The sequence below is a fragment of the Mixta tenebrionis genome, from assembly GCF_006517625.1.
In the GTDB taxonomy this organism is placed as follows: domain Bacteria; phylum Pseudomonadota; class Gammaproteobacteria; order Enterobacterales; family Enterobacteriaceae; genus Mixta; species Mixta tenebrionis.
In genome coordinates this window covers 1-14,300 of the sequence record NZ_VHQI01000001.1, presented here as the reverse complement: position 1 = coordinate 14,300, position 14,300 = coordinate 1, and the positions used below count along the sequence as shown (strand labels likewise).

8 protein-coding genes and 1 pseudogene are annotated in these 14,300 nt (G+C 55.0%); all 9 read right to left on the bottom strand.

What is annotated here, in order from left to right:
- Window positions 1-67: 67 nt before the first annotated feature.
- Window positions 68-1,450 (bottom strand): nitrate/nitrite transporter NarU, encoded by a 1,383-nt coding sequence (gene narU / locus FKM52_RS00040; RefSeq protein WP_141174164.1) that lies wholly within the window; start codon window positions 1,448-1,450, stop codon window positions 68-70.
- A 749-nt stretch (window positions 1,451-2,199) separates the two neighbouring features.
- Window positions 2,200-5,505, bottom strand: coding sequence for an autotransporter outer membrane beta-barrel domain-containing protein (locus FKM52_RS00035; protein WP_141174163.1), 3,306 nt, complete (start codon window positions 5,503-5,505; stop codon window positions 2,200-2,202).
- 696 nt (window positions 5,506-6,201) lie between these two features.
- Window positions 6,202-6,612, bottom strand: a pseudogene (gene tnpA / locus FKM52_RS00030) (IS200/IS605 family transposase).
- A gap of 373 nt (window positions 6,613-6,985) precedes the next feature.
- The gene (locus FKM52_RS00025) at window positions 6,986-7,405 is read right to left on the bottom strand and encodes a DUF4303 domain-containing protein (RefSeq protein ID WP_141174162.1); all 420 of its coding nucleotides are present in this window, start codon (window positions 7,403-7,405) and stop codon (window positions 6,986-6,988) included.
- 1 nt (window position 7,406) lies between these two features.
- Window positions 7,407-7,661, bottom strand: a complete 255-nt coding sequence (locus tag FKM52_RS21595; protein WP_246085479.1) for a Rhs-family protein — start codon at window positions 7,659-7,661, stop codon at window positions 7,407-7,409.
- Complete coding sequence (locus tag FKM52_RS22065) at window positions 7,658-8,158, bottom strand: RHS repeat domain-containing protein (protein ID WP_281284962.1); 501 nt, start codon at window positions 8,156-8,158, stop codon at window positions 7,658-7,660. Before FKM52_RS22065 ends, FKM52_RS21595 begins: the two co-directional genes overlap by 4 nt.
- Window positions 8,107-11,502 (bottom strand): DUF6531 domain-containing protein, encoded by a 3,396-nt coding sequence (locus FKM52_RS00015; protein ID WP_425462646.1) that lies wholly within the window; start codon window positions 11,500-11,502, stop codon window positions 8,107-8,109. Before FKM52_RS00015 ends, FKM52_RS22065 begins: the two co-directional genes overlap by 52 nt.
- 731 nt (window positions 11,503-12,233) lie before the next feature.
- Window positions 12,234-13,538: a tetratricopeptide repeat protein gene (locus FKM52_RS00010; RefSeq protein WP_141174160.1), complete on the bottom strand. Its 1,305-nt coding sequence runs from the start codon at window positions 13,536-13,538 to the stop codon at window positions 12,234-12,236.
- A 12-nt stretch (window positions 13,539-13,550) separates the two neighbouring features.
- Window positions 13,551-14,300: bacteriophage T4 gp5 trimerisation domain-containing protein (locus FKM52_RS00005; RefSeq protein ID WP_425462645.1), on the bottom strand; the 750-nt coding region annotated here is incomplete at its 5' end.

Here is a 14,300-nt window from a genome sequence, read left to right as displayed (position 1 = left end):
GAGCTTCCCCTGCGATTACATGGCTCAATTGAAGGGCCTGAAAAACAGGCCAAAGAACATGCTGTGATTAGCGTTCAGAAGTACGGCGCCCGTAAACCAGCCAGGTCACCAGAATGCAAACGATGTAAAACACCAGGAAGATTTTCATCGCGCCTACCGGCGAACCGGTCATGGCTAACGATGTGCCGAAGGCTTTTGGAATAAAGAAGCCGCCAATGGCGCCGATGGCGGAGATAAAGCCGAGCGCCGCTGCGGTTTCCGTCGCGGCGATATGCTGCGCCTGCGCTTCGCTGCCGCCGCCGGCGAGCACGCGTTTACGCGTCAGGGTGCGGAAAATCACCGCGATCATCTGGAAGGTGGAGCCGCTGCCCAGCCCGGCGGTCAGGAACAGCCCCATAAACACCAGATAAAAGGCGGTAAAGCTGCCGGCGCCGTGCTCCGGCAGCGTGGAGAACAACAGCAGGGTAAACAGCGCCATCAGAATAAAGTTGATCAGCGTGACGCGAATACCGCCCAGCCGGTCGGAAACGATGCCGCCCAGCGAGCGCGCCAACGCGCCCAGAAACGGCCCGAAGAAGGCCAGCCGCAGAATATCCACATCGGGAAACTGCGTTTTCGCCAGCATGGCGAAGCCGGCGGAAAAGCCGATAAAGGAACCGAAGGTAGCCAGATAGAGCAGGCTCAGCAGCCACATATGGCCGCGCTTCAGCACCACCAGCTGCTCGCGCAGCGAGGCCTGCGCGCCCGCCAGCGTATCCATGCCGAACCAGGCGGCCACCACCGCGATCGCCAGCAGCGGTACCCAAATCCAGGCGGCGTTAGCCAGCCACAGCGTGCTGCCCTCCGGCTGCGTCACGCCCTGTACGCCGAAAAAAACGAACAATGGCAGCGTAATCACCGCCGGGGTAACCAGCTGCATCACGCTGACGCCGAGGTTGCCCAGCCCGCCGTTGATCCCCAGCGCGCTGCCCTGCCGCGCCTTGGGGAAAAAGAAGCTGATATTGCCCATGCTGGAGGCGAAGTTCGCCCCGGCAAAGCCGCACAGCAGAGAAATAATGATAAATACGCTGTAGGGCGTGGCGGTATTCTGCACGGCAAAGCCGAGCCAGACGCAGGGAATAATCAGGATGGCGGTGCTGATCGCCGTCCACTGCCGGCCGCCAACCAGCGGCACGGCGAAAGAGTAAGGCACGCGCAGTATGGCGCCGGAAAGCGCGGGCAGCGCGGTCAGCAGAAACAGCTGATCGGTAGTGAAGTTGAAGCCTACTTTATTGAGGTTTACCGCTACGGCGCTGAATAACATCCAGACGCAAAATGCCAGCAGTAGTGCAAAAACGGAGATCCATAAATTTCGTCGTGCAATCTTTTTACCGGTTTGCGCCCAGAATTTTGGATTTTCCGCATCCCAACCGCGCAGCGAGGCGTGGGTCTGTTTCTCACCTAAAGCCATGTTCATATTCCTTGCCAGAATCAATGAAAACGCAATGAAGCAAAGCGACAAATTCCCGTAAGCGTAGTCGGATTATCTGAGGTGATCAACTTACAAAAAGAAATAGTAAAAAATGTTACGATTAGGTTGCGACACAAATTAATTGCTTGCTAAACAGCGGCTTCAATTTTAGCCCGATCGCCGGGGAAAGCGCCCAATGTTATTGCTAACGTAAAAAAAGCGTTACGTTCGTTTGCCTTTGCATAATTTTGTGATCGCAGCCGCTTATTGAATCAGCCGCAAGCCGCAGTTGACTGTTTCGGTTTAGCCTCTGCCGTCGCCCGCCGTTATCCTTGCCGGACAAAGGTTACCGCGATATTACCGTCCGTCAGAAAAGTGGATGATGGCTCATTTTCAACCCGTCGCGGCCAGCCGTCTGCTTAACCACGCTCCCAGGGTGATGAACAGCGTTGATGCTGCTTCCGGCCGTCGCAATAGCAGGGGCGACGCCGGTTAAGTTGCTGCCCGCGCGCGCTGCTATTGTGGTGGGTAAAGGCGCCAGATCGCGGCAGCTTATGAAGCCCAGCTAAAAAGTGGCTATCTGCGTGCCGGGCCTGACCGCAACCGATTTAACCTGGGAGAGCGGTGGGCAGCGTTTTGGATGCGATGAAGATCGGTATCAGGAGTGTTGTTGCCAGCGGCCCGCAGATAAAAGCGAAGCCGCCGTAGAGGTCGCTGACCGCGCTTACGCGGCCAGCGAAGGCTGCCTGTCAGAAACGCCAGGCCACGGAGAGATTGCCGCTTACCGCATGGTAATCTTTTCCTGACAGTTCGCTGTCCACGCCGGCTCCCAGCGTCATCGTCGGGCTTAGCTGATAATCTACGCCCGCCCTGACGCCAAGCGCGTCCCGTCCCGCCGTCCGGTTTTTACTGCTGAAAGAAGCCTGTTGATAGCGGGCAAAGCGCGCGGTTTGGGTGGTAGTGGTCGGCAGCATTTCATGCTGCCAGCTGAGCTGCAGCGTGCTGTTAAGCATACCGCCGCGGTACAGCGGATATTGCCAGCGTCCGCCGACGCCGAGGCTGCTGCGCAGCGAGTCGACATGGTTGCTGTCCAGCCGTAACCGGCTGGCATCGCTGCCCGATTCGGTTAATCCTGGACGCTGCACCCTGGTGTAATTCAACGCGGCGACAGGTCCGAAATCAAACCGATCGTTTAGCGCCAGCCGGTAGCCGCCGCCGGCGCTGAGCGCGCCGCTCCAGCCTGTCCAGCTGGCGTTATGGCTGGCGCGATAGTCGCTAACGCCGATTTGGCGACGCATTTCACCCTTTTCAATACCAAGCCGGCCGTTGCCGAACAGATAGAGCCCCGCCTGTTCATCAGCCGCATAGCGGGTCTGTATGCCGAGATCGAAGGCGTTGGTTTTACCGCGTCCATTTTCCGGCGCTTTCGTCGTCGTCGACTGGTGCCCTACCGCAGCGTGCAGGCCCCAAATCCAGTCGCGATAGTGCTCGCTGCGTTTTTCCGCGCCGATCGCCATGCCGTAGCTGCTGAGCTGATAGCCTGCACGTCCGTCCTGACGCTGCTGCTGATAGCTGCCGCCAAAGGGTTTAGCAAAGCCATGCCAGCCTTCAGCTTGCGGCGAGTTGCTGATCCAGGGGGCGTTAACCAGCTGCGTAAGCTGCCGTTCGCGATAGAGCGAGCTGGCGAACAGCGAACCGTAAGCGGCCGGTGAGAGCTGATGCAGCGCATGCTCGATCTGGCTGCCGTCCGCAGCGGAGAAATCCAGCGCGCGGTAAAGCGGCTGAATATCATGTCGCGCCGCCAGCGCAATACGATCCAGCGCGCGGCCAACCTTTTGCGCGTTGCGATCGGTAGCGTACTGGCTGTAGGCATTTTTCGCGCGCTGCATTGACAGCCGCCAGCCGCCTTCCTCGCCTGGCTGCACCGCCAGCGCCAGCGTCGGCGAATTCAGCAGCCCGCTAACCGCGGCGAACTCCCCGCTCTGACTGCTGCTGGTGAACCAGTCCTGCGCATCAAGCCGCCAGCCTGTGGCATACCAGTCGCGCTGGGGAACAAACGTCAGCGAACCTGCCAGCCGGGCATCGCCGTTAACCGCCAGGCGATCGTGTTCGCCGCGTCCGTCAAACTCCAGCAGCAGCTGACCGCTGTCGCCCTGCTGATAATCGCCGTTAACGGTTATCGCGCCCAGCGAGTTGCCCGGCGTCAGCACGCCGTTATTAATAAAACGCCCCAGCGAATTAAGGGTGTAATCGCTGTTGCCTGCCAGCGCGGCGCCGGGGGCGATGGTCAGGCTGTGAAGCTGATGGCTGCCGTTCAGCGAAGTGACGCCGCCGTCGAGATGCAGATCCAGATTATTCAGGCCGGTAATATCGCCCTGGTAACGCATCCGGAAAGCCGGATCGGCCTGCCCGGTAGCGCGCCCCTGCGCATCGGCGAGCCGTCCAAAGGTTAGCTGCGTCAGCAGCTGGCGTCCGTAAGCGTCCTGCCAGTTGTAGTCAGAGATAATATTCCCTTCCAGCGCCGCGCCGCTTAACAGATTAATATTGCTCACCAGCGCATTGCCGGAAATATAAATCGCCGCCGCTTTCCCCGCTACGCGCCCGCTGATATCCACGCTGTTCGCCAGCGCGCCAGTCAGCTCCGGTAATAGTTCAGCCATTTCCCCCTGATAAACATGTATCCAGGAGCCGCGAAAATCATCAAGATTACCCAACAGGTTACTACCGAAGTCAAAGCTAAGGGCGATACCATAATCGCCGGTAGCCTGTACATCGCCACGCTGGATCAAATTATGATCTTTGCCGTAGCTAAACATAATGCCGCGTCCGTTCAGCCCATCGGCATACACCCGCGTGCCGGGCTCGATAGTCAGGGTATTATTCTGTCCATCAACGCGAATACCTGCGCCGCCTTCTCCTTTGGTCAACAGATCCGCCTGCTGGAAGATGCGGTTGTTGCTGCCGTAAACGTGCAGACCCAGCCCTAACGCTGCCGTATTGTAACGGCCAACCAGGTAGCCATCGCCCTGCGCGTTACGCTGGAAATAACCGTGCCGGTTGACCAGCGTCTGCCCGTCGCCGTACAGGGAGTAGCCAAAGAAGTTACGGCGATCGATGTGATAACCGAGATCCTGCAGCAGCGCCAGCTCCGCTTCCATAAAGGTAGTGTAATTGCGATAAACCTGATGGCTCATCAGGCTGTTTTTCAGCTCAATATGACCCATATAATCATCGTCCGGCTCGCCATAGTTACCCAGCATTCTTACCGGAATGCCAGGCATGGCGCCTGCCAGCACTTCATCGACATGTTTGCCGGTGAAGTAGCCTTTATCCTGCCGTACGTCAAAGGCCTGCGGATCCCAGCGATTATTACAGCCGGTGCAAAGGATCGCCTGCCCTGGACGAGCAGGATTGCCGTTGTCATCGCGCAGATGTGCAGCCCATGTGCTTAGCGGTTCATTAACGAAGAAGGGAGTGAAAGAGTTTTCTCCATATAAATCACTTGTTCCACTATCGATGCCCAGCCCGTGCGCCAGTTCATGCACGGCAACGCTGACCAGATCTACCTCTCTTGTGATCGGCATCTGGGATGGAAGATAGGTTGCGCTGTCAAAATCCATTTTGCCGAGAGCAAATTGCCCGTGCGAGCCTAAAGTAAGTCCCGCCGTATCTGTCCCCTGGAGCGCGGCCTGTAGCTGAGTGAGCGAGCTGTCCCCAGCCGTACTCCTGCAGCTATTGCCATAAGCATTGTAGTCATCGACAGTCCCAACGTTAATGATTGCGGACGGCTGCCCTGGCGCTGGCGTAATAACCTGCGCCCAGTAGCGCAGCGCCTGTAGCACTTTTTCTTTTTGCTGATGGTTCAGATTCCACGTTGATGCCAGCGTATCTTCCCCGTCGTCATCGGACATAAAAAATCCATCGCCGACGTCAAAGAAGCGCACCTGAAATACCGGATTATCCTGCGGGCTATAGACAAAATAGCTTTCCATCGCATAAAGCGGCTGACTGAAATATAAAGCGGCCAGCATACTGGCAATAGCGGTTTTTTTCATAAATAACATCCCTGTGGGCAAAGGATCGACAACTTCCCGCCCTGTTATATAAATAGCAATCTAACAAATGTTAAAAAACGATTGCGCCAGTTAGCTGTTGGCGCGCTCGTATATGCTAATAAATAACATTTAACCTAAATGGTTCATCAATCAGCCAGCATCAATAACAACGCCACCCGCACAGGCGCAAAAAATTTGAAATGAATCACAGAATGGTAAAGTTTTGTATTGACTTTGAGGCAGATAAAAGAGCGATAAGGTTTTGTGTTGATAATGAAAAGAGACCTGGGCGGAGCATTGTTTAATTTTAAGGGTTTTCCTGGCTCTCTTGTCAGGTAATTTAAATTAAGGGGAGGCTGATGCGGTTAAGTAATATCCTGCGTTACCACACACCGCAAAGAAAGTACATATTTATTTTTTAACCCAAGCGAAGAAAGCGCCTAACATGGCTATAAAAAAATACCAATAGGTTCTGTTATCGCGATACCACTTCCTGAGGGGCTATTTGCTTACGGTTGTTTATTTGAAGGCTCTATCATTGGCATATATAATATTCTATTTAAATCTGCTATAAAAAGCCAAGAAAATTTAGCTAATTGAACCGATATTGAATAGTAAAAATCCGCCTTCATAGAAGGCGGCTTTATTCTTCGCCCCATAGGGGCGTACTAAGTTCGGACTCTTAGAGCCCTCTCTTCACACCTCATGAAGCGATAGTTGTTTATCTTCAACTTCATGCTTCTCTTGGTATTTTACATATTTACGAATCATTTCAGCATTTACTCCGACTGTGTCCACGCAGTATCCTTTGGCCCAAAAGTGATTGCCCCATAATTTGTGCTTACGCAGGTACGGGAACTTACTGAACAACCTTATTGCTGTTCTGCCTTTCAAATGACCCATTACTTCTGATACTGATAGCTTCGGCAGGATCTTTACCAAAAGATATACCTGATCCAGCTGCACATTTAACTCAACTATCTAGATTTTAAGCTGTTCGCTCAAAATCCAGGGTTGCCGGTAAACCTATTTACCAACATTTCCTTTTAATATCCTGAAGCGACACTTTGGCGTCCAGACTATATGGTATTGACAATGCCACAGCACGTGGGAAGTTCTTTAAAACCTGCTCATGTTGAATTTCCTTATCAGTTGTGGGGACAACGGATAAGAAGTTTGACATGGGCAGGTTTTTACAGGCAGAGCCAAAATCGGGGCGATAACCACGTCCACAGGACGTGGTTTTAAGGTGGCAATAAAATAGCAGGGAAGGTTTAATCCCTTCCCTGCTAGCTATTATTAACCATTTGTACGTTTAATAAATTCGTTATATTCACTCTCTGAATTTAATATCTTTGCAGACTCATTTTCAATACATTTAGCTCTCTCATCATCTGAAATAGATATAAATAAAAAAATATTATCAATTGAGTTATCAGAAATGGTCTTTTTTAATTTAGATAAAGACACTATCATAATTTCATGAATTTTTTTCAAAATCAGAAAAATCATCACCTAACAAATTACTTTTCTCTGACAGCTTTCTACTCATCTCATTTACTAAACTAAAATCTAGAGAATTATTCCCGTATCCCCATTCATCAGGAATCCACTTTGTACTTCTAAAACTACCATCATAATTTCCAAGTAATTTCTTAAGTTCATCAGGAGATAAAATTTCTCTAAACTCTTTGAATTGATCGTCTCTTGATAATGATTCATCTTTTTTTCTTAAATACTCTACTGTGTTGAATATAAGAAAAAAACCTGTCAGATCGCTATCAACAACCAAACTTCCAACATAAATTTCCTCATTGGACATTTTTTTATAAAGACTAAAAAAATCCCCTTCAACAGCTTCAATCAGCTTTTTTTCAAAATCAATATAAAAATCTTCCAATTTAATATCCTCCGAAAACTGATTTTCCAATTGACTGAAGCCTAGTTTGCATTTTTGACTTGGCACATTTTTTATTTATTTTCCCTGATTCAAGATCAGCACCAATTTCTTTATCTGCTTTAACCAATTCCAGCGCAACTTTTTTAGCATTCTCAGTTGTATGTACACCTTCAACATTTGAAGCCCACATTAAATTAGAGAGATCATTAACAGGATCTATGTCATATTTACCGAGTATATTCTTACTAATATTCACATATGGCTCTCTAGAGTCACCAGAAAATCACCCTTAAATACAATATGATGCCCATGAGGATTAGTTAAACCAGCGGGTTGTGGTATACCAGCATTTCGTAATTTCTGTGAATAGCTAGTTTTGAGACCTAAAGGGTCGATCCATCTAAAGATATTCGGACCGTACTGATATGGATTCAGCCCCCCAACCAGCCCTATCGGGTCCTGGCTGATAAACATCCCCGCGCAGGGATCATAGTAACGGAAGCGGTTGTAATGTAAACCACTCTCCTCATCAAAATACTGCCCCTGTAGCCGCAGCGGCTGGCTCACCACAGACGACTCGCTGACCTGCGCCCTGCCCGTTACGCTGTAACGGGCTGACCACACCACCTCGCCCGCGCTGCTCCACAGCCGCAGCGGCATACCGTTCGGATCGTTCTGGTAAAAACAGAGCGTATCCGCCTTTAACCGCGCCTTCTNCCTATCGGGTCCTGGCTGATAAACATCCCCGCACAGGGATCATAGTAGCGGAAGCGGTTGTAATGTAAACCACTCTCCTCATCAAAATACTGCCCCTGTAGCCGCAGCGGCTGGCTCACCACAGACGACTCGCTGACCTGCGCCCTGCCCGTTACGCTGTAACGGGCTGACCACACCACCTCGCCCGCGCTGCTCCACAGCCGCAGCGGCATACCGTTCGGATCGTTCTGGTAAAAACAGAGCGTGTCCGTCTTTAACCGCGCCTTCTCCACCTCTTTCCGGAGCAGTAACCGTCCGGGGCGACGCAGGGGTTCCGCTTCCGGCTCCGCCTGANGCAGCAGCCGTCCGGGACGACGCAGGGGTTCCGCCTCCGGCTCCGCCTGGTACAGCTGCATCACCAGCGGCTCAAAGGTGCCGGGGTGATAAAGGTAAGCCTGCGCCGTCCATTCATTTTCCGGCACCGTCAGATGGCTCTGCGTCGCCTCTTCCGTCCGGGCCTGCCGCCTGTCGTGGCACACTTCGCCAGCCAGCCGGTCGTCGTCCCAGCTGAACCAGGTGGTTTTCAGCAGCTGCTGACCGCCGGGATCGTACTCCTGTTTATACAGGCGGCGTCCCAGCGCGTCGTAGCCGTAACGCCAGCGCCCCTTTTCGCTAACCAGCGCCAGCAGCCTGCCGTAAGCGTCCCAGCCCAGCCGCTGTTCATGCCCGCCGCGGCTGAGCAGCCGCAGCTGTCCCGCATTGTCCATATGCCAGCGCGCGCCGTCTGCATGTTCCAGCACGCGACCTTTTTCATGCTGCGCCGTTACCCGAAAGCGGTTGCCGGTGGCATCATAGCTGTAGCGCCTTATCTGCCCGGTTGGGTCGGTATGCGCTGTTATCTGCCCCAGCGGATCGTAGCGGTAGCTGTCCACCCCGCCCAGACTGTCGCTGCGCTGAACCAGCTGATTGTGCTCATCATAGCCATATTCCGTTACCGCCGCCTCGCGCCCCTTTACCCGCGCCCGCTGCCGGCTCAGCAACCCCTGCCGGTTATAGCTGAACAGCTGGCTGAACGTATCGCTGCAGCGTAGCTCGCTCAGCCGGTGTTGTCCGTCCCAGGTAAATTCCAGCGGCGTATAATCGTCCGGCGTCAGCCGGCTGAGCCTGCCCGCGTCATCATAGTCCAGCTGCTGCTCCTGATTCAGCAACAGTTCATGACCGCCGGCGCCGTAAACGCGCTGGTGCTGCCTGACCAGGCGGCCATTCCGCCACTGATATTCATGCTGCGACAGGATATCTTTCTGGCGCTGCCACTCCTCCGTTAACCAGCCGTCGGCGCTGTAGCGCCGGCTGACGGTCGCCGTGTCATTAACGGCTTCCGTTAACCTGCCGAAGGCGTCATAGCTGAATCGCTCCGCGCCGCCTTCCTGGCCTTCCTGCGGCGTTTTGCTGACGATACGCCCCATCCTGTCGCAGGTAACCTGCAGCAAATTGCCCAGCGGATCGGTCGCCTGCGTCAGATGCCCCGCCGGATTATAGTGATAGCGGCGCACGCCGCCCTGATAGTCGATCTCCTGCGTCAGACGTCCGGCGGCATCGCGCCTGAGCGCCCAGCGTTCGCCGCGCTGATTTTCCACGCCGATCAGCTGCTGCTCGGTGTCATAATGGTAGCGCACCGTGCTGCCGTCCGGCGCGGTGCGGGATTTCAGAAACCCCTGGCCGCAGTAGCTGAATTGCGTTACCAGCCGGTTATTATCGCTGTAGCGTACCAGGTTGCCTTCTGCGTCGTAGTTACAGTCCAGGGTACGTCCGTCCGGCTGCTGAACGTTAACCAGCCGACCGCAAATGTCGTAGCGATAGCGGGTGATATCGCCGTCTTCCTGGCGGCTGAGCAGGTTGCCTTCTGTATCATGCGAGAAGACCAGCGTGCGCTGCAGCGGGTCTGTCAGGCGATGCAGGAAACCATAATCATCGTACTCCAGCTGCGTCACGCCGCCGTCAGGATGTATGACTTTGTTCAGCTGTCCGGCTGCGTCATAGTCATAGCGCGTGATCACCCCTTCTGGCGTCTGCTGCACCGTCAGGTTACCTTTGTCATCAAACTCCTGTTGCCAGACGCCGCCCTGCGGGTCGGTGACGGTAAGCGGCAGCCCCTCTGAATTAAAGCTCCTGGTTATCCGGGTATAGTCGGCGCGAATATGGGCCACCTCATTACCCAGCGCGTCATAGCGCCACTCCGTGCTGTGGCCCAGCGGATCGGTTTCCCTGACGGTGTGGCCGCCCGCGTCGTAGCGGTAGCTGAAGGTCTCCCCCGCGCCGTTGGTGCGGCTGATGGGAAAGCCACGGACGTTACACTCCAGCCGGGAGGTATGGCCCAGCGAATCGGTAATCAGCGTGGTGCGATCCTGAAGGTGATATTCAAAACGGTAGTCAAACAGCCCTTCATCGCCCCAGGCATGGGTGACGCGCATCACGCCGTCGTCGTGCAGCTGCCAGCTATAGTAAAAAGAGAGACCGTTACGATCGGTATGGCGCACCATACGGTGCCCTTCTTCATAGCCAAAGGTATAGGGCACGCCCGCTGCATCTTCCACCGCGACCATATCGCCACGGTCGTCGTAGCGATATCCCACCAGGGTGCGTACTTTTTTGCCCTCAACCCACAGGCTGATATCAGAAATCGCCTGCGAACAGGATTCAGAATAAGCGAAGCGCAGCACTCTGCCGCCAGGCGTATTACCGCACCGTTCCGTAAAGGTTATTATTCTTCCCTGGGCATCGCGACTGGCGCACCATGCGTTATCATTACGGTCATGAAACGAGGATAGCGGCAGCTTTAGTGTGTTTTTCTCATTCGGTTGCCAGTTTCCATTCCTGATAGCTTCATCGCTGTCCGGCAGCGCACTCAGGCGTTGCCGCCAGTCGGCTGGTAACGGAAAGTGCCAGCTCACGCCGTTGCGGGTCTGGAGTATCAGCAGATCTCCCCGGCGCTGCAGACGATCGCTGCACTGCCAGTCTCTCTCTTCCCCTTCATCGCCTTCCAGTACCGGGAAATGATCGAAAGCGGTTTTGCGTTCCGGGAAACAGGCCACCACGCCAATCAGCTGACCATGACGCAACACCTCCAGCCGACAGTCCGCCAGCGTCTGCCAGGCCGCGCCCAGCGAACCCGCTGCGGTATGGTGCCCATTGTAGTAACGATCCCAGTTAAAAGGCAGGCGTCCGGGCAAGGTGAAATCGTTCTGCTCCACCACCACTTCACCGGTAGTGGAATTGACCGGCTCGGCATCCAGCACGGTACAGCGCAAGAACCCTGACGGCAGGTCCAGCTTATCCGCCAGCGCCTTAGCCAGTTTCGAACCGCGAAACGCTCCCCACAATGCCTTAAGCAGCGCCACCATATTAAGTATCGGCGGACCGCCCACCAGAACCGGCCTCCCCATCGGGATCGGCAGCACCGTTGCCGTCGGCAGCGAAGGATAGTGGCGTTGGGTGTGCGCACTGTTATGTTCTCCCGGTGACAACCCTTTCATCCAACAGCTCAGCGCGGGTAACACCGCGAAGGAGAGCGGATCGTTGTTGGCCAGCACCGTTTTACTGCCCATATAAGATTCAGCATCACGCGAAGGATTGATATCGTTCGGCGCAAAGGTTGCGCCAAGCGGGAAATGCAGGCCTGGAAAATGCTGGGTATGCGTGCCCGCAGTGGTACGCATCAAACCATTAATTTCAACTATTCCGCCGCCACCGCCTGCGCCGATATTTGCGCCCAGCGCATTCATCAGCGCATCTTTTTTCTCTTTCAGCGCCAGCGCTGTGGCTACCAGCGGATTTGAAGTGACGTTTTCCATCACGCCAGCGGCCTGTTCCATCACGCCTGAGGCCGTATTCATCACCTGCGCCGTCAGTTCAGGGTTTGCCTCTGCCAGTTCCGTTACCCGATCGCCAATAAAATCGAGCGCCATATCGCCCAGCATGTTCTTAACGGCGTTCAGATATTCACGTGGATCGAGCACAAATCCGGCGTGTGGATGCGGCACCGGTACGGGGGCGGTAGCCGGTGGGATAATGACGCTGTGCACATCAACCCCAACTACCGGATCGATATGTTTCGTTACCAGTAATGCCACTCTCAGACCTCCCTGTCCGCGCGCTCCATCCGGCGCCCAACGTGCTGCTGCCACTCCTCCCCAAACAGCTGCGCCAGCTTCTGATGCAGGCTTTTGCGGCGCGTGCTAAATACGCCCAGCCGTTCTGGCAGCCACTGCATCAGCAGCATTAAACCGCTGTGCGCGCGCATTTCCGGCTCGATAAGCAGGCCGGCATCCAGCCCCGACATGGCGCTGTCCAGCGCGGCATCAAGTTGACCAACTTTATCCAGACACCAGGCGCGCATGCGCCAGCCCTCCACCGCCAGAATGCCGTCTTGATCCTGCTGCGCCTGCTCTGCCGCGACCTGATAACAGGCGGCGGCCTTAAACAGCTCATTATTTTTCAGTAGCACGCTGGCTTCACCGAACAGGGCATTGACTATCAATTTGCCGCCGGCCGGATTTTTCACTTCCTGAGCCTGGCGGGCGTACTGTAACGCCTGACGATATTCAGCCTGCGCCTGCGGGATTTGCCCGCTCTTCAGCCGCGCCACGCCGGCCGTCAGGCAGACCACCGCCGCCTGATCGGGCCACCCCTGTTCAGTAGTAATATCCAGCATCTGCTGGCGGAGCTGCGCCATACGCGCCATATCGTTATTGCGCAGCGTGTCGCCCAGCTGCACATACAGGCGTCGAAATTCGCCGGACGGCCCGCGATCGCCAGCATTAGCAACCACTTCGCCCGGCACTCTGCGCATCTGGTAGCGACCGTTAATCGTCTGGGTAAGCGCAGGAAAGCGGTGAAGCAACTTATCCAGCGCCGGAGTGACAGCGCTTTCAGGTACGATAAAGCGAATGCGTGCGCCCTCCGGCGAGGTCAGAAAGGGATGCGACAGCAGCTGGGCCAGCGCATCCACAAACTGCTGCGGCGCGAAAAAATGCGAGGGCTGAATGACGAATACCAGACCGGGGAAAATATCCGGGTGATGCTGCATCAGGCTGCGAGCGACGGAAAAAAAGCCGACGACACCGTCATACTGGTTATGCGGCGGCTGCCAGTCGGCAACGATGCCCTGCTGCCGGGCACCTTCCTGACGCGCCTGATAATAGGCGATCAGCTCACGGGTAGCCTCAGCCAGCCACTCATTTGCCGAACGAAAGGGATGGGAAAGCGGGATCAGCGTACATGAACCTTCTCCGCGCACCTGCAGATAAAGTTCGACCATCTGACGATCGTCTTCATCCGCCCGCCAGTAGAGCAGCCGGGCCGATCGATTGCGGGCAAAATTCAGCCAGTCTTCATGGGCGAGCACAAAACGCTGCTCGACGGGATTCCATTCTCGCATTGCCATATCCGCTTATGGATTAAGTTTCAGGATCGCCCCTAACACGGTGTGATCGCCTGCAGAACTTGAGGTCACGACATTGCCCGAAACGTTGTGGTTTCCTGACGCTGTGGACGAAATATTCACGCCTTTGAGGGTAATGTTGCCGTTGCTTTCCAGCGTTATGCTGGCGCTTCCGCAGGTCAGGCTGATTGAGGACACCGCGCTCACGCTTAATGCGGCACCGGAATCAATTAACGTATTGCCCGACGCCAGCAGCTGCTGATCGCCGGTGACGTCAATCAGCTGTCCCCCTGCGTTAATGACCAGCTGATGTCCGGCACCGACCGTGGTGCTTTTTGCTCCATCTACGGTTTCGCTTTGCGTACCGACGATATGCGAGGCCATCGACTTCGCTACCGTCTCTTCCAGCGCGCCGGTAAAGGTGGTGGTGACATCGCCGTTGACCGTATCCGTCCTTGCGCCATCAACCGTAATATCCTGAGTACCCGTTATCTGATGGGTTTCATTACCACCAACGTTGAGAGTACGGTTGCCCGTAACGGTCTCCGTATCGTCCACGTCTACCGTAGTCGTTCGACTGCCGGTAATCTGTAGCGTTTCATTCTGGCTAACGGTTGCGCTACGGTTGCCGCTGATGGAGAGCGTCTCATCGCCCGATACCGTCTCGGTACGGTTTCCAGCAACGGTGATAGTTTCATTACCGTTGACGGTCTCGGTGCGGTCCTGCTCCACGGTAGTGGTTTCATTGCCCGCCACGTT

Coding starts and splice junctions, on each gene's coding strand:
- narU (WP_141174164.1), bottom strand. CDS start 1,450: ATGGCTTTAGGTGAGAAACAGACCCACGCCTCGCTGCGCGGTTGGGAT.
- FKM52_RS00035 (WP_141174163.1), bottom strand. CDS start 5,505: ATGAAAAAAACCGCTATTGCCAGTATGCTGGCCGCTTTATATTTCAGT.
- FKM52_RS00010 (WP_141174160.1), bottom strand. CDS start 13,538: ATGCGAGAATGGAATCCCGTCGAGCAGCGTTTTGTGCTCGCCCATGAA.